Here is a 15,464-nt window from a genome sequence, read left to right on the forward strand (position 1 = left end):
CAGCCTGAAAGACGACGGGTATAACAAGGGCGGCCTGGCTGCCCTCTCGATTGCTGAAACCGCGGCATGGACAGACAGACTGACACGGGTCGTTCCCCTGAGTCAGGAAATAAAACGCCGTTCATCAATCTTCAGGGTAGCTTAGCTACCCTTTTTTTCCGGAGCTCGTTATGGGTATCGATTGGAACTGGGGCATATTCCTCGAACAGGCCCCGTTCGGTAACACGACCTACCTCGGCTGGCTGTGGTCCGGTTTTCAGGTGACGATTGCCGTCTCCTGCTGCGCCTGGATTATCGCTTTCTGCGTGGGTTCATTTTTCGGCATTCTGCGCACCGTGCCTAATCGCCTGCTGTCGACCATTGGCACCTGCTATGTCGAACTGTTTCGCAACATCCCACTGATCGTCCAGTTCTTCTTCTGGTATCTGGTGGCGCCCGAGCTGGTGGGCGAAAAGCTTGGCATGTGGTTTAAGTCTGAGCTGGATCCCAACATTCAGTTCTTCCTCTCCTCGATGATCTGTCTTGGCCTGTTTACCGCCGCCCGCGTCTGCGAGCAGGTGCGCGCAGCGATTCAGTCACTGCCGAGTGGACAGAAGAATGCCGGTCTGGCGATGGGATTAACCCTGCCGCAGACCTATCGCTATGTGCTGCTGCCGAATGCGTATCGCGTGATTGTGCCGCCGATGACTTCGGAAATGCTCAACCTGGTGAAGAACTCCGCTATCGCCTCCACCATAGGTCTGGTCGATATGGCGGCGCAGGCGGGCAAACTGCTCGACTATTCTGCCCACGCCTATGAATCCTTTACCGCTATTACGCTGGCCTACGTTGCGATTAACCTGGTGATTATGTTGTTGATGAGTCTGGTCGAGCGCAAAGTCCGGCTGCCAGGCAATGCGGGAGGCAAGTAATGTACGAGTTTGACTGGAGTTCGATTACACCCAGCCTGCCCTATCTGCTTAATGGCTTAGTGATCACCTTTAAAATCACGATTACCGCCGTGGTCTTCGGCATCCTGTGGGGCACTCTGCTGGCGGTGATGCGTCTGTCGACGTTTAAGCCCATCAGCTGGTTCGCTAAAATTTACGTCAACCTGTTCCGCTCGGTGCCACTGGTCATGGTGCTGCTGTGGTTCTATCTGGTGGTGCCGAGTTTTCTGCAGCAGGTGCTGGGCCTGTCGCCCAAAACGGATATCCGACTGATTTCGGCCATGGTCGCCTTTTCGCTGTTCGAAGCGGCGTACTACTCTGAAATTATTCGCGCCGGCATCATCAGTATCTCGCGTGGACAAGGCAGTGCGGCTCTGGCGCTGGGCATGACGCAGTGGCAGGCAATGCGACTGATCATTCTGCCGCAGGCGTTCCGCGCCATGGTTCCGCTGTTACTGACGCAGGGTATCGTGCTGTTCCAGGATACCTCGCTGGTTTATGTCTTAAGCCTGGCGGACTTCTTTCGTACCGCGTCCACCATTGGTGAGCGTGATGGCACCCAGGTTGAAATGGTTCTGTTTGCAGGTCTGGTCTACTTCGTTATCAGCCTGAGCGCATCGCTGTTGGTCAGCTATCTAAAAAGAAAAAGGACGGTTTAAATGATTAGCCTGAAAAATGTTTCTAAGTGGTATGGTCACTTTCAGGTGCTGACCGACTGCTCAACCGACGTCAAAACCGGTGAAGTGGTGGTGGTGTGCGGCCCGTCCGGCTCCGGTAAATCGACCCTGATCAAAACGGTGAACGGCCTTGAGCCGATTCAGCAGGGCGTGATTGCGGTGAACGGCACCGAGGTGAATAACAAAAAGACTAATCTTGCGCAGCTTCGCAGCCAGGTCGGGATGGTGTTCCAGCACTTCGAGCTGTTTCCGCATCTGAGCATTATCAACAACCTGGTTCTGGCGCAGGTGAAAGTGCTGAAACGCGACAAAGCGGCAGCCCGCGATAAAGGGCTGAAGCTGCTGAAGCGTGTGGGTCTCTCCGCCCATGCTGAGAAGTTTCCCGGCCAGCTCTCGGGTGGTCAGCAGCAGCGCGTGGCCATTGCGCGTGCGCTCTGCATGGACCCCATCGCGATGCTGTTTGATGAACCCACCTCCGCGCTGGATCCGGAAATGATCAACGAAGTGCTGGATGTGATGGTTGAACTGGCACAGGAAGGGATGACGATGATGGTGGTGACCCATGAGATGGGCTTCGCCCGTAAGGTCGCCAATCGCGTGATCTTTATGGATGAAGGGAAAATTATCGAAGACACCAACAAAGATGACTTCTTTAATAACCCACAGTCTGAGCGCGCTAAAGATTTCCTCGCAAAAATTCTGCACTAAACCTGACGAACAGGCGGGTCACTCTGAGTGGCCCGCTTCATTTAGCTACGCCGCACTATCAGGGTTCAAAAGGCTGACGCTGAAACTGGTCGTTGCCGCATTCCGGACAACGTGACAGCGTTTCAGGCGTGTAGATTGCCCGGGTGAACTGGCACTTCTCACAGACCAGATTGCCCAGCCCCACCACTTCCCCGCTCTGATAAACCCCGTGATGATGCAGATCCTGGAAGACCTCACGCCACTCCAGCTGACTTTTATCGGTGATATCCGCCAGCTCTTTCCAGACGCTCTCACGGATGATGCGCATAAACAGCGAGTCCGCCAGCGGTTCTTCCACATCGGTGTAGCTGCGTGCAAACTCGCCCAGATCACGGCGCACTGAGCTGAGCGCCTGGTCAATCTCCTGTTCCGTCATATCATCGCGCACCAGCAACTGGCTTCGTCGCCCGGCAATCAGCTCATCAAGGTTACGATCGCCCTGACGGAGACGTTCGGTCAATACGGCTAACGACTCGCGATATTCCTGAGCCACTTTATTCATTTTGTTCTCCTTTATGCAGACCCTCGCTGAACTAAGTTTAGTCGTAATGTTGCTTTTGCCGTGTCGTCTGTACAGTGAATTACAAAAGGGTGAAGGCTCTGACGCTTTCGGCAGAAATCGTGCCGGCAAAAGTGGGAAGTGTTGTTGATACGCGGCCTTATGGGTATGCTATGCGGATCTTAGAGCCAGAAAAATGTTTTTCATAAAGGACCACAGGCAGCCATGCAAGAGCAATACCGCCCGGAAGAAATTGAATCCCGTGTGCAGCAGCACTGGGATGAAAACGAAACGTTTAAAGTGACTGAGCAGGAAGGTAAAGAGAAATACTATTGCCTCTCCATGTTGCCCTATCCTTCTGGCCGCCTGCACATGGGCCACGTTCGTAACTACACCATCGGCGACGTAATCGCGCGTTATCAGCGTATGCTCGGCAAAAACGTACTACAGCCGATTGGCTGGGATGCTTTCGGCCTGCCTGCGGAAGGCGCTGCGGTGAAAAACAACACTGCACCGGCCCCGTGGACTTACGACAATATCGCCTACATGAAAAACCAGCTCAAACTGCTGGGCTTTGGCTATGACTGGAGTCGTGAACTGGCAACATGCCAGCCAGAATACTATCGCTGGGAACAGTGGTTCTTTACCAAACTGTATGAAAAAGGCCTGGTCTATAAAAAGACCTCTGCCGTGAACTGGTGCCCGAACGATCAGACGGTGCTGGCGAACGAGCAGGTGATCGATGGCTGCTGCTGGCGCTGTGACACCAAAGTTGAGCGTAAAGAGATCCCGCAGTGGTTTATCAAAATCACCGATTATGCGGAAGAGCTGCTGAACGATCTGGATACGCTGGAAGAGTGGCCTGAGCAGGTCAAAACCATGCAGCGTAACTGGATTGGCCGCTCTGAAGGTGTCGAAATAACCTTCGATGTGGCTGACAGCGAAGAGAAGATCACCGTCTACACCACCCGCCCGGATACCTTTATCGGCGCAACCTATGTTGCTGTTGCCGCAGGCCATCCGCTGGCTACCCAGGCGTCGGTCAATAATCCGGCGCTGGCTGACTTTATCGCTGAATGCCGCAATACCAAAGTGGCCGAAGCCGATATGGCGACCATGGAGAAGAAAGGCATGGCGACAGGCCTGTCTGTTGTTCATCCGCTGACCGGCGAGCTTATCCCGGTCTGGGTTGCCAACTTTGTACTGATGGAATATGGCACCGGCGCCGTGATGGCGGTTCCGGCGCACGATCAGCGCGACTGGGAGTTTGCCACTAAATACGATCTGCCGATTAAACCGGTCATCCTGAATCTGGATGGTTCCATTCCTGACGTCAGCGCCGCGGCGATGACTGACAAAGGTGCGCTGTTCAACTCAGGTGAGTTTAACGGCATGGATCACGCCACCGGTTTTAACGCCATTGCAGATTTGCTGGCGGCAAAAGGCGTGGGCGTGCGTAAAGTGAACTACCGCCTGCGCGACTGGGGTGTATCCCGTCAGCGCTACTGGGGTGCCCCTATCCCGATGGTGACGCTGGAAGACGGCACCGTCATGCCTGCACCAGAAGACCAGCTGCCGGTGATCCTGCCGGAAGATGTGGTGATGGATGGCATTACCAGCCCAATCAAAGCAGATCCGGAGTGGGCTAAAACCACGGTAAACGGCCAGCCTGCTCTGCGTGAAACCGACACCTTTGACACCTTTATGGAGTCTTCCTGGTACTACGCGCGTTATACCTGCGCCAGCTACAAGGAAGGCATGCTGGATCCGGCAGCGGCAAACTACTGGCTGCCGGTCGATCAGTATGTAGGCGGTATTGAACACGCCATCATGCACCTGATGTATTTCCGCTTCTTCCACAAGCTGCTGCGTGACGCGGGCCTGGTGAACTCTAATGAGCCAGCCAAACGTCTGCTGTGCCAGGGCATGGTGCTGGCTGACGCCTTCTACTCCCTCGGTGCCAACGGCGAGCGCAACTGGGTTTCACCGGTTGACGTTGAGGTTGAGCGGGATGAGAAAGGCCGCATTGTTAAAGCCACAGACACGCAGGGCCGTGAAGTGATCTACGCGGGCATGAGCAAAATGTCGAAGTCGAAAAACAACGGCATCGACCCACAGCTGATGGTTGAGCGTTACGGCGCGGATACCGTGCGTCTGTTTATGATGTTTGCTTCACCGGCGGAGATGACGCTGGAGTGGCAGGAGTCGGGCGTTGAAGGGGCGAACCGCTTCCTGAAACGCGTCTGGAAGCTGGTCTTCGAGCACACACAGAAAGGTGCGACCGTAGCACTCAATGTGGAGAGCCTGAATGACGAACAGAAATCGCTGCGTCGCGATCTGCACAAAACCATCGCCAAAGTGGCGGATGATATTGGCCGTCGTCAGACTTTCAACACCGCCATTGCGGCAATCATGGAGCTGATGAACAAACTGGCACGCGCCCCGCAGGAAAGCGAGCAGGATCGCGCCCTGATGCAGGAAGCGCTGCTGGCCATCGTTCGTCTGCTCTATCCGTTTACCCCGCACGCCTGCTATGTTCTGTGGCAGACGCTGGGTGGCGAAGGCACTATCGATGAAGCGAGCTGGCCGGTTGCTGATGAAGCCGCTATGGTTGAAGATTCGCTACTGGTAGTGGTTCAGGTTAACGGTAAAGTGCGTGGTAAAATCACCGTGCCAGCCGATGCAACACAGGAACAGGTTCAGGCACGCGCTGCGCAGGAGCATCTGGTAGCGAAGTATCTGGACGGCGTGACTATCCGTAAAGTCATTTATGTACCGGGCAAACTGCTTAACCTGGTCGTAGGTTAAGTTCAGGAGGAACTGTGCGACATCCGATTATCAGGCTGTTTGTCATGCTGGCGGTGGTGATCACCGCTGGCTGTGGTTTTCATCCGCGCGGCACCACTCAGGTGCCCAGCGAACTGAAAACCCTGATTGTTTCAACCGGCGATCCTTATGGGCCGCTGGCGCGTACTGTGCGTCAGCAGCTGCGTATCAACGATGTCAAAATTGTTGAAGACAGCAAACAGAATCGCACCGATATTCCGACGCTGCGTCTGGGTCCGGAAGCCTCGGGTCGTAATACCGCGTCGGTCTTTATCAGCGGTACTACTGCCGAGTATCAGCTGGTGATGACCCTCACTGCGCAGGTGCTGTTGCCAGGCAAAGGTATCTATCCTATCAGCACCACGGTTTATCGGTCGTTCTTCGATAACCCGAACGCTGCGCTGGCAAAAGATGCCGAGCAGGATCTGATTACGCAGGAGATGCGTCAGCGTGCTGCTGAACAGCTGGTACGTAAACTGCTGACGGTACACGCCGCGCAGATCAACAGCAAAGAGACCTTACCGGCGTCAGTGATTCCGGTGCCGGGTCAGGGTTCACAGGAAGCGCCCACTTCCTCTGCTACCAGCCTGCAATGATCAGGATTTATCCTGAGCAACTCAGCGCGCAGCTCCGTGAGGGGCTGCGCGCCTGTTATTTGTTAGCCGGTAACGAACCGCTGCTGCTGCAGGAAAGTTCAGATGCGATTCGCGTCGCCGCAACCGCGCAGGGATTCGAAGAACATTTTAGTTTTACGCTGGATGCACAGACTGACTGGGAGAGCCTGTTCGTCAGTTGCCAGTCACTGAGCCTGTTTGCTCAGCGTCAGACCATGACGCTGCAATTCCCCGATAATGGCCCTAACGCCGCGATGGCAGAACAGCTGGTTAAGCTGTCGCAGTTGCTGCACGCCGATATTCTGCTGATCTGCCGAATGGCGAAGCTGACCAAAGCGCAGGAAAACAGCGCGTGGTTTAAAGCGTTGTCCGCCTCTGCGGTATTGGTGCCCTGTCAGACGCCCGAACAGGCGCAACTGCCACGCTGGGTCGTTAATCGCGCTAAGGCACTGAAATTATCGGTAGATGACGCGGCCGTGCAGCTGTTGTGTTACTGCTATGAAGGCAATCTGCTGGCGCTGGCGCAGGCGCTGGAGCGGCTCTCGCTGCAGTGGCCCGACGGCAAGCTGACACTGCCCCGGGTTGAAGAGGCGGTCAGTGATGCCGCGCACTTTACTCCCTTTCACTGGGTGGATGCCCTGCTGGCGGGAAAAAGCCGCCGCGCACTGCATATTCTGCATCAGCTGGAGAAAGAAGAGAGCGAAGTGGTGATACTGCTGCGTACGCTGCAGCGCGATCTGCTGACGCTGCTGCATCTGCAACGCCACCAGACAGCGCAGCCGCTGCGTACGCTGATGGATCAGCAGCGTATCTGGCAGAACCGTCGTGCGCTGTTTACCGACGCGCTGCAACGGCTGGATGCCACGCGTCTGCAACGCGCCATTCATCTGCTGAGCCAGATTGAGATCACCCTGAAGCAGGATTATGGACAGCCGGTGTGGCCGCAGTTGCAGACCCTGACGCTGCTGCTCAGCAGTCGTGCTTTTCCGACGAGCTTTGCCCATGTCTGAGTTACACGCGCTGTTTGGCGGCACCTTTGATCCGATTCATTTTGGCCATCTGCGCCCGGTCGAAGCGCTGGCGCAACAGACCGGCCTGCAGCGTGTAACGCTGCTGCCCAACAATGTGCCGCCGCATCGTCCGCAACCGGAAGCCAGCGCTGCCCAGCGGGTTGCTATGCTGCGCTGCGCTATCCGCGACCTGCCGCTGTTTGAGATTGATACGCGCGAACTGGAACGCGACACGCCGTCCTGGACCGTGACCACCCTGGAAGCCTGGCGAACCGAGCGCGGTGCAGAGCAGCCGCTGGGATTTATTATTGGTCAGGATTCATTGCTGAGCTTATCAAAATGGCATCGCTGGCAGGATCTGCTGTCACTCTGCCATCTGCTGGTATGCCAGCGACCCGGCTATCCGACCCGGTTCGACTCGCCTGACATGCAGCGCTGGCTTGAGCAACACCTCGCTCAGGATATCCGGCAGTTGCATCAGCAGCCCGCAGGCCATATCTGGCTGGCGGACACTCCTCTCTATGACATTTCGGCCACGGAAATTCGCCGCCGTCGCCACCAGAATCAGCCCTGCGACGATCTGTTGCCCGCTGCGGTTATCGATTATATCGACCGCGAAGGCTTATATCGCGACTGATCCGGGCATGCTATACTACGCCGCTTAATTTTTTGGCTGCACTCTCCGGGCTTACAGCCGGCTCGTTACCACCAGATTCCAAGGGGAACCTTTTGCAAGGTAAAGCACTCCAAGAGTTCGTTATTGATAAGATTGATGATCTCAAAGGCCAGGACATTGTCACCATCGACGTTCAGGGCAAATCCAGCATCACCGATTTCATGATCATCTGCACCGGCACCTCCACGCGTCATGTGACTTCGATCGCAGAACACGTAGAGCAGGAGTCGCGTTTAGCAGGCCTGATGCCACTGGGCATTGAAGGTAAAAGCGCGGCAGACTGGGTCGTGGTCGATCTGGGTGATGTCATCGTGCATGTGATGCAGGAAGAGAGTCGCCAGCTGTATGAGCTGGAAAAACTCTGGGGCTAATCGGTGAAACTGCAACTTGTTGCCGTCGGCACGAAAATGCCTGACTGGGTGCAGACCGGTTTTATGGAATATCTGCGCCGCTTCCCGAAAGATATGCCGCTTGAGCTGACCGAAGTAACCGCAGGTAAACGCGGTAAAAATGCTGATATCAAACGCATCCTTGAAAAAGAGGGTGACGCGATGTTAGCGGCGGTCGGCAAAGGCAATCGCATCGTCACGCTGGATATTCCTGGTCATCCGTGGGAAACCCCGCAGCTGGCGCAGCAGCTTGAACGCTGGAAGCTGGATGGTCGCGATGTCAGCCTGCTGATTGGCGGGCCTGAAGGCCTGGCCCCCGCCTGCAAAGCGGCGGCAGAGCAGAGCTGGTCACTGTCAGCATTGACGTTGCCCCATCCGCTGGTGCGCGTGCTGGTAGCCGAAAGTCTGTATCGGGCCTGGAGCATAACGACAAATCATCCTTATCATCGTGAATGACCGATCAGCCCACATCAGACATGACAAGTAGCGGATGAAATTACAAAGCAACGCCTTTCGCGATTACAGCGCCGAACAGAAACTCTTTGTCCGTCGGGCCTTTATCGCCTTCGTCGGTATCTTACTGCTCTCTTCAGTACTGGTGGTTAACCTTTACCACCTGCAGATCCTTCGCTTTGATGATTACAGCACCCGCTCCAACCAGAACCGTATCAAACTGGTGCCTGTGGCCCCCAGCCGCGGCATAATTTACGATCGTACCGGCACGCCGCTGGCCCTGAACCGCACCATCTATCAGGCAGAACTGGTCCCGGAAAAAGTTGATAATCTGCAACAGACCCTGGAAAACTTACGCCCCATTCTTGAGCTGACTGACGAAGACCTCGAAAACTTCCAGAAAGAGCGTAAACGCTCGCGTCGGTTCACCTCTATCCCGGTTAAAACCGGTCTGAATGACGTGCAGGTGGCGCGCTTTGCGGTCAATCAGTACCGCTTCCCCGGCGTGGAAGTTAAAGGTTACCAGCGACGCTACTACCCTTACGGTGCCACACTGACGCATGTGGTCGGCTACGTCTCAAAAATCAACGATCGTGACGTTGCACGCCTCGACAAAGAGGGCATATGGCCTAACTACGCCGCGACGCACGACATCGGCAAGCTGGGCATTGAAGCCTATTACGAAGATTTGCTGCACGGCAAAACCGGCTTTGAAGAGGTTGAGGTCAACAACCGTGGCCGGGTCATTCGCCAGCTGCATGAGGAGTCCCCTCAGGCAGGCCGTGATATCTATCTGACTATCGATCTCAAACTGCAGCAATATGTCGAGACCCTGCTGGCGGGCAGTCGCGCGGCCGTCGTGGTCAGCGACCCGCGCACCGGCGAAATTCTCGCCATGGTCTCAACGCCCAGCTATGACGCCAACCTGTTTGTCGATGGTATTTCCAGTAAGGATTACCGCGGCCTGCTGGAAGATGAAAACCGCCCGCTCTATAACCGTGCGATTCAGGCCGCCTATCCACCGGCTTCAACGGTTAAACCTTATGTGGCGGTCTCTGCCCTGAGTGCTGGCGTAATTAACCGTAATACCAGCCTGTTTGATCCCGGCTGGTGGCAGCTTCCCGGTTCAGAAAAACGCTTCCGCGACTGGAAAAAATGGGGCCACGGACGTCTGAACGTTACCAAAGCGCTGGAAGAGTCTGCCGATACCTTCTTCTATCAGGTTGCCTATGACATGGGCATCGACCGTCTGTCGGAGTGGATGAATAAATTTGGTTACGGCAGCCGTACCGGCATCGATTTACCGCAGGAGAGCGCCGGTAACATGCCGACCCGCGACTGGAAACAGAGACGCTTTAAAAAGCCATGGTATCAGGGCGATACCATTCCGGTGGGGATCGGACAGGGTTACTGGACCGCCACGCCGTTGCAGATGAACAAAGCGATGATGATTCTGATCAACGACGGCGTCGTCAAGGTGCCGCATATGCTGCGCGCCACCCGCGAAGGCCGTACTCTGGTGCCGTATCGCCAGCCGCCTGAAGCCCCGATTGGTGATATCCATTCCGGCTACTGGGAAATTGCCAAAGATGGCATGTATGGCGTGGCGAACCGGCCCAACGGCACCGCGCACAAGAGCTTCGCCGATGCGCCCTATAAAATCGCCGCCAAGTCCGGTACGGCACAGGTCTTTGGCCTGAAAGAGAACGAAACCTATAACGCCCATAAAATTGCTGAACGGTTACGCGACCATAAATTAATGACCGCGTTTGCCCCTTATGACAAACCTCGGGTCGCCGTGACCATTATCCTGGAAAACGGTGGCGCCGGTCCGGCTGTCGGCACCGTCATGCGCCAGATTCTGGATCACATTATGTTGGGTGATAACAATACAGTCCTGCCGGACGCCGCTCCTGTGCCGCCCGGTTATGAAGGTGAATAAACATGTCGATGCAAGATAGTCCGCAGAAACGTTCGATCTGGATGCGCATCCACATCGATCCGCTGTTTATGCTGATCATTCTCGGCCTGCTGACCTATAGCGCTGTGGTGATCTGGAGCGCCAGTGGTCAGGATCCCGGCATGATGGAGCGTAAACTCGGTCAGATCGCGATGGGGCTGGTCATCATGATTGTGCTGGCGCAGGTACCGCCGCGCGTCTATGAAGGCTGGGCACCCTATCTCTATATTGTCTGCGTCATTCTGCTGGTGGCGGTGGATGCCTTCGGGCAGATCAGTAAAGGCGCTCAACGCTGGCTCGATCTCGGCTTTGTGCGTTTTCAGCCCTCTGAGATTGCCAAGATAGCGGTGCCTTTGATGGTGGCGCGCTTTATCAACCGCGATGTCTGTCCGCCAACGCTGAAAAATACCGGCATTGCGCTGATTCTGATCTTCCTGCCCACCCTGCTGGTGGCGGCACAGCCCGATCTCGGCACCTCGATTCTGATTGCTGCCTCCGGCTTGTTTGTGCTGTTCCTCTCGGGTATGAGCTGGAAACTGATTGGCGTAGCCGTGTTGCTGGTCGCCGCCTTTATCCCGATTTTGTGGTTTTTCCTGATGCACGATTATCAGCGTGACCGCGTGATGATGCTGCTCGACCCGGAAACGGACCCGCTGGGTGCGGGCTATCACATTATCCAGTCGAAAATTGCTATTGGCTCGGGAGGCCTGCGCGGTAAAGGCTGGCTGCAGGGCACCCAGTCTCAGCTGGAGTTTTTGCCGGAACGTCATACCGACTTTATCTTTGCGGTTCTGGCCGAAGAGTTAGGCCTGGTTGGCGTGCTGCTGCTGCTGACCCTTTATCTGCTGCTAATCATGCGGGGATTGGTTGTGGCAGCCCGGGCGCAGACCACCTTTGGCCGGGTAATGGCGGGCGGTTTAATGCTGATTTTATTCGTTTATGTTTTCGTTAACATTGGCATGGTTAGTGGTATCTTACCGGTAGTTGGCGTGCCGCTGCCGCTGGTCAGTTATGGTGGCTCCGCGCTTATCGTGCTTATGGCGGGATTTGGCATTGTGATGTCGATCCACACTCACCGAAAAATGTTATCTAAAAGTGTCTAAGAGGCTGCAGATGCGTAAGGAATGGCTTGGCGTTGCACTGGCATCACTGGTTCTGGCGGCCTGTACCACGCCGGAACCCCAAAATACGGCGCCGCCGCAACCGGCTTACAATGGACCGGTGGTTGAGATTCCAGGCGTTGAGCCACGTTATGAGCCGATCAATCCAGGCACCAGCCAGGATTACAGCGTGAACGGCAAAAATTATCGCGTCATCAAAGATCCGTCGAACTACAGTGAAGTCGGCCTCGCCACCTGGTACGGCGAAGAGGCGCAGGGCAACCGCACCGCCACCGGCGAAGCCTACGATCCTGATGCGCTGACCGCGGCCCACCCTACTCTGCCGCTGCCGAGCTATGTGCGCGTGACCAATATCGCGAATGGCCGTCAGATTGTGGTGCGCGTTAACGATCGCGGCCCTTACACGCCAGGACGCATTATCGACCTGTCGCGGGCTGCCGGTGACCGCCTGAATATCTCCAATAATTCGCGCGTGCGGGTTGATTACATCAAGGTCGCCCCAGACGGCACGCTCTCTGGCCCCGGCACCATTGGGACCGTCGTGGCAAAACAGAGCTACTCTCTGCCAGCCCGGCCGGACCTGAGTGGCGGCGCGGTGATGAACGGCGGCAGCTCAGCACCCTCAGAGCCGCCTGCGCAAAATGTTGAGGCCATCAGCAACAGCACGCTGCAAAGCGGTGACAACATGGGTGCGCCAGTGCAGAGCAGCGGCTTTCTTGGTGCACCCCAGCCATTAGCGACCGGCGTACTGGAAGGTAACGAACCGCCAGCCGCCGCACCCGCCAGTTCCGCACCGGCAGTCAGCAATGCTGCTCCCGCAGCAGCCAGCGCCGCACCTGCAGCCAGCAGTGGTGGTGCCGATGGATATGTGGTGCAGGTCGGTGCGCTGAATGACCCGGCGCGTGCCCAGCAGATGATGAAAAGCCTGAGCCAGCGTTATGGCGTGCCCGGTAAGGTAGAAGACGCGGGCAACAATGTGTATCGCGTTCAGCTCGGCGGCTACACCTCCCGCGCCGAAGCGGCTGCGCTGCAACAGCGCCTGAGCAGTGAAGGCCAGGCCGCCTCATTTATTACTAACACGCGTCGCTGAACCGTTTGTCAGACAGCTGCACGTTATGTCTGCTAACAACCCAATCATCACGCCCGGTGTCAGTTAATCTGGCATTGGGTATGATGAGTGACATTTTCAACCTCAAACTCACGGATGTTGTAGTCCTACACATGAACACGCTGAAATCATCTCGTTTGCTGAAACGCCTGACAGTGGGATCACTGATCGCTTTCTCTCTCAGCCATGCTGCTATTGCTGATGACGTCAATCTCAAGACCATGATTCCGGGCGTACCGGACATTGATGCCGAAGCGTACGTCCTTATCGACTACAACTCAGGCAAAGTGCTGGCAGAGAAAAATGCCGATGCACGTCGCGATCCTGCCAGTCTGACCAAGATGATGACCAGCTATGTCATTGGTCAGGCCGTTAAAGCGGGTAAAATTCATCAGGACGATATGGTCACCGTCGGCCCGGATGCCTGGGCGACCGGCAACCCGGTGTTCAAAGGTTCCTCGCTGATGTTCCTGAAGCCAGGCGACCGCGTGCCGGTTTCTCAGCTGACCCGTGGGATTGTGCTGCAGTCCGGTAACGACGCCTGTGTTGCGATGGCTGACTATGTCGCTGGCAGCCAGGATGCGTTCGTTAACCTGATGAACAACTATGTTAAAGCGATTGGTCTGCAGAATACCCACTTCCAGACTGTTCATGGTCTGGACGCGGAAGGTCAGTACAGCTCCGCGCGCGATATGGCGTTGATCGGTCAGGCGCTGATCCGTGACGTGCCGGAAGAGTATGCTGTCTATAAAGAGAAAGAGTTCACCTTCAATAATATCCGTCAGATGAACCGTAACGGTCTGCTGTGGGATACCAACCTGAATGTGGACGGCATCAAAACCGGTCACACCAACTCTGCCGGTTACAACCTGGTGGCGTCTGCGACTGAAGGCCAGATGCGCCTGATTTCTGCTGTCATGGGCGGTCATACCTACAAAGGCCGTGAAACTGAGAGTAAGAAACTGCTCACCTGGGGTTTCCGTTTCTTTGAAACCGTTGCACCACTGAAAGCGGGCAAAGAGTTCGCCTCTGAGCCAGTCTGGTTCGGCGATAACGACCGTGTGCAGCTGGGCGTGGAAAAAGATGCTTACCTGACCATCCCACGTGGCCGTATGAAAGATCTGAAAGCCAGCTATGTGCTGACCAACACAGAACTGCATGCACCACTGAAGAAAAATCAGGTAGTCGGCAGCATCAACTTCCAGCTGGATGGCAAGACTATCGAACAGCGTCCGCTGGTAGTGCTGAACGAGATCTCTGAAGGAGGTTTCTTTGGCCGTATCGTTGATTACATCAAGCTGATGTTCCATCACTGGTTCGGTTAAGCGTGGCGGGTGATTGAAAAATCACCCCTTCGCCCCCATTACACGATATTATGTTGCTCCCGCTCAGGCGGGAGCCTGTTTTTTATGCACCGGAGTTAATATGAAAACCAAACTGAATGAGCTGCTCGAATTTCCTACCCCGTTTACCTACAAGGTAATGGGTCTGGCACAACCGGAGCTGGTTGATCAAGTGGTTGAAGTGGTGCAACGCCATGCGCCAGGCGACTACAGCCCAGAAGTTAAGCCGAGCAGCAAAGGCAACTATCACTCCGTAAACATCACTATCACCGCCACCCACATCGAGCAGGTAGAACGCCTGTACGAAGAGCTGGGCAACATCGAAATTGTGCGGATGGTACTGTAATTTACGGGTCGGCAAGGCGCCTCTGCCTGACGGTTTGCCGACGTTATCCTCAGCGTTATTTCCTTTAGCGGGCTATCGTTTTGTCAGTTGAAACTCTTCTTGTCCGCCAGTCAGGTCTGCGCGACTGGCAATCTGTCTCCGACGCCATGCATCACTATACCGACCAGCGCAACGACCAGAGTCGTGATGAAATCTGGCTGGTTGAACATCCTCCGGTCTTTACTCAGGGTCAGGCGGGCAAAGCAGAGCATCTACTGATGCCAGGCGAGATCCCGGTGGTGCAGAGTGACCGTGGGGGTCAGGTCACCTATCACGGGCCGGGACAGCAGGTGATGTACGTCCTGATCGATGTGAAACGCCGTAAGCTCGGCGTACGCCAGCTGGTGACCATTCTGGAAGAGACGGTTATCGCCACCCTGGCAGAATTTGGCGTCAGCGCCCGCGCCCGTGCTGATGCACCCGGCGTCTACGTTGGGGAAGAAAAAATCTGTTCACTGGGATTACGCATCCGTAAAGGCTGCTCGTTTCACGGTCTGGCGCTGAATGTTGCCATGGATTTGTCGCCCTTCCTGCGTATCAATCCCTGTGGTTACGCCGGCATGAGCATGACCCAGTTGAAGAATTTCCAGCCAGAGGTGACGACGGAGCAGGTACACTCTCCGCTGGTCAGCGCGTTTGCGCGGCTGTCAGGTTATGAAAATGTTGAATGGATTTCAGGGGATCTCCCTGTTAAACCTTAACGCAGAATGCGAATTTACAAATATGT

The 15,464-nt window shown here is 55.6% G+C and carries 16 protein-coding genes; 15 read left to right on the forward strand and 1 reads right to left on the reverse strand.

What is annotated here, in order from left to right; translation table 11 throughout:
- Positions 1 to 170 precede the first annotated feature (170 nt).
- The 3 genes from EPG66_RS06505 to EPG66_RS06515 are packed head-to-tail and all read left to right on the forward strand — an operon-like array spanning position 171 to position 2,314.
- The gene (locus EPG66_RS06505) at positions 171 to 911 is read left to right on the forward strand and encodes an amino acid ABC transporter permease (RefSeq protein WP_010258960.1); all 741 of its coding nucleotides are present in this window, start codon (positions 171 to 173) and stop codon (positions 909 to 911) included.
- Positions 911 to 1,588 carry a glutamate/aspartate ABC transporter permease GltK gene (gltK, locus tag EPG66_RS06510; RefSeq protein ID WP_010258961.1) on the forward strand — a complete coding sequence of 226 codons (678 nt, stop codon included), beginning with the start codon at positions 911 to 913 and terminating at the stop codon, positions 1,586 to 1,588. The genes EPG66_RS06505 and gltK overlap by 1 nt, the downstream gene beginning before the upstream one ends.
- Positions 1,589 to 2,314, forward strand: a complete 726-nt coding sequence (locus tag EPG66_RS06515; protein ID WP_010258962.1) for an amino acid ABC transporter ATP-binding protein — start codon at positions 1,589 to 1,591, stop codon at positions 2,312 to 2,314. It begins immediately after the preceding gene.
- A gap of 58 nt (positions 2,315 to 2,372) precedes the next feature.
- Here EPG66_RS06515 and EPG66_RS06520 read toward each other — a convergent pair whose 3' ends face one another.
- Positions 2,373 to 2,855 carry a zinc ribbon-containing protein gene (locus EPG66_RS06520; protein ID WP_010258963.1) on the reverse strand — a complete coding sequence of 161 codons (483 nt, stop codon included), beginning with the start codon at positions 2,853 to 2,855 and terminating at the stop codon, positions 2,373 to 2,375.
- A gap of 222 nt (positions 2,856 to 3,077) precedes the next feature.
- Here EPG66_RS06520 and leuS point away from each other — a divergent pair, with 222 nt between their 5' ends.
- The 12 genes from leuS to lipB all read left to right on the forward strand — a co-directional run bounded on the left by leuS (position 3,078) and on the right by lipB (position 15,438).
- The gene (gene leuS, locus EPG66_RS06525) at positions 3,078 to 5,660 is read left to right on the forward strand and encodes a leucine--tRNA ligase (protein WP_182686272.1); all 2,583 of its coding nucleotides are present in this window, start codon (positions 3,078 to 3,080) and stop codon (positions 5,658 to 5,660) included.
- 14 nt (positions 5,661 to 5,674) lie between these two features.
- Positions 5,675 to 6,274, forward strand: coding sequence for an LPS assembly lipoprotein LptE (lptE, locus tag EPG66_RS06530; protein ID WP_031592230.1), 600 nt, complete (start codon positions 5,675 to 5,677; stop codon positions 6,272 to 6,274).
- Positions 6,271 to 7,302 carry a DNA polymerase III subunit delta gene (gene holA / locus EPG66_RS06535; protein WP_010258966.1) on the forward strand — a complete coding sequence of 344 codons (1,032 nt, stop codon included), beginning with the start codon at positions 6,271 to 6,273 and terminating at the stop codon, positions 7,300 to 7,302. Before lptE ends, holA begins: the two co-directional genes overlap by 4 nt.
- Entirely contained in the window at positions 7,295 to 7,939 is a 645-nt protein-coding gene (gene nadD, locus EPG66_RS06540; protein ID WP_022626055.1) for a nicotinate-nucleotide adenylyltransferase, read from the forward strand. Before holA ends, nadD begins: the two co-directional genes overlap by 8 nt.
- A 92-nt stretch (positions 7,940 to 8,031) precedes the next feature.
- On the forward strand, positions 8,032 to 8,349 hold the full coding sequence (gene rsfS, locus EPG66_RS06545; RefSeq protein ID WP_010258968.1) for a ribosome silencing factor: 318 nt from the start codon (positions 8,032 to 8,034) through the stop codon (positions 8,347 to 8,349).
- Positions 8,350 to 8,352: 3 nt separating this feature from the next.
- On the forward strand, positions 8,353 to 8,823 hold the full coding sequence (gene rlmH, locus EPG66_RS06550; RefSeq protein WP_064704644.1) for a 23S rRNA (pseudouridine(1915)-N(3))-methyltransferase RlmH: 471 nt from the start codon (positions 8,353 to 8,355) through the stop codon (positions 8,821 to 8,823).
- Positions 8,824 to 8,857: 34 nt separating this feature from the next.
- The gene (mrdA, locus tag EPG66_RS06555; RefSeq protein ID WP_031592233.1) at positions 8,858 to 10,762 is read left to right on the forward strand and encodes a peptidoglycan DD-transpeptidase MrdA; all 1,905 of its coding nucleotides are present in this window, start codon (positions 8,858 to 8,860) and stop codon (positions 10,760 to 10,762) included.
- 8 nt (positions 10,763 to 10,770) lie between these two features.
- Positions 10,771 to 11,883 (forward strand): peptidoglycan glycosyltransferase MrdB, encoded by a 1,113-nt coding sequence (mrdB, locus tag EPG66_RS06560; protein WP_031592234.1) that lies wholly within the window; start codon positions 10,771 to 10,773, stop codon positions 11,881 to 11,883.
- 10 nt (positions 11,884 to 11,893) lie between these two features.
- Positions 11,894 to 12,991 (forward strand): endolytic peptidoglycan transglycosylase RlpA, encoded by a 1,098-nt coding sequence (rlpA, locus tag EPG66_RS06565; RefSeq protein ID WP_069025939.1) that lies wholly within the window; start codon positions 11,894 to 11,896, stop codon positions 12,989 to 12,991.
- Between the two features lie 131 nt (positions 12,992 to 13,122).
- The gene (gene dacA, locus EPG66_RS06570; RefSeq protein WP_010258977.1) at positions 13,123 to 14,334 is read left to right on the forward strand and encodes a D-alanyl-D-alanine carboxypeptidase DacA; all 1,212 of its coding nucleotides are present in this window, start codon (positions 13,123 to 13,125) and stop codon (positions 14,332 to 14,334) included.
- A gap of 100 nt (positions 14,335 to 14,434) precedes the next feature.
- Positions 14,435 to 14,698 (forward strand): DUF493 family protein YbeD, encoded by a 264-nt coding sequence (gene ybeD / locus EPG66_RS06575; protein ID WP_003854030.1) that lies wholly within the window; start codon positions 14,435 to 14,437, stop codon positions 14,696 to 14,698.
- Positions 14,699 to 14,778: 80 nt separating this feature from the next.
- Positions 14,779 to 15,438: a lipoyl(octanoyl) transferase LipB gene (gene lipB / locus EPG66_RS06580; protein WP_029519432.1), complete on the forward strand. Its 660-nt coding sequence runs from the start codon at positions 14,779 to 14,781 to the stop codon at positions 15,436 to 15,438.
- Positions 15,439 to 15,464 lie beyond the last annotated feature (26 nt).

It is taken from the genome of Pantoea pleuroti (assembly GCF_014156615.1).
Lineage (GTDB): Bacteria > Pseudomonadota > Gammaproteobacteria > Enterobacterales > Enterobacteriaceae > Pantoea > Pantoea agglomerans.

Excerpts from the sequence above, each read along its gene's own strand:
- EPG66_RS06505 (WP_010258960.1), top strand. The coding sequence starts at position 171 with ATGGGTATCGATTGGAACTGGGGCATATTCCTCGAACAGGCCCCGTTC.
- gltK (WP_010258961.1), top strand. The coding sequence starts at position 911 with ATGTACGAGTTTGACTGGAGTTCGATTACACCCAGCCTGCCCTATCTG.
- EPG66_RS06515 (WP_010258962.1), top strand. The coding sequence starts at position 1,589 with ATGATTAGCCTGAAAAATGTTTCTAAGTGGTATGGTCACTTTCAGGTG.
- EPG66_RS06520 (WP_010258963.1), bottom strand. The coding sequence starts at position 2,855 with ATGAATAAAGTGGCTCAGGAATATCGCGAGTCGTTAGCCGTATTGACC.
- leuS (WP_182686272.1), top strand. The coding sequence starts at position 3,078 with ATGCAAGAGCAATACCGCCCGGAAGAAATTGAATCCCGTGTGCAGCAG.
- holA (WP_010258966.1), top strand. The coding sequence starts at position 6,271 with ATGATCAGGATTTATCCTGAGCAACTCAGCGCGCAGCTCCGTGAGGGG.
- nadD (WP_022626055.1), top strand. The coding sequence starts at position 7,295 with ATGTCTGAGTTACACGCGCTGTTTGGCGGCACCTTTGATCCGATTCAT.
- mrdA (WP_031592233.1), top strand. The coding sequence starts at position 8,858 with ATGAAATTACAAAGCAACGCCTTTCGCGATTACAGCGCCGAACAGAAA.
- mrdB (WP_031592234.1), top strand. The coding sequence starts at position 10,771 with ATGCAAGATAGTCCGCAGAAACGTTCGATCTGGATGCGCATCCACATC.
- rlpA (WP_069025939.1), top strand. The coding sequence starts at position 11,894 with ATGCGTAAGGAATGGCTTGGCGTTGCACTGGCATCACTGGTTCTGGCG.
- dacA (WP_010258977.1), top strand. The coding sequence starts at position 13,123 with ATGAACACGCTGAAATCATCTCGTTTGCTGAAACGCCTGACAGTGGGA.
- ybeD (WP_003854030.1), top strand. The coding sequence starts at position 14,435 with ATGAAAACCAAACTGAATGAGCTGCTCGAATTTCCTACCCCGTTTACC.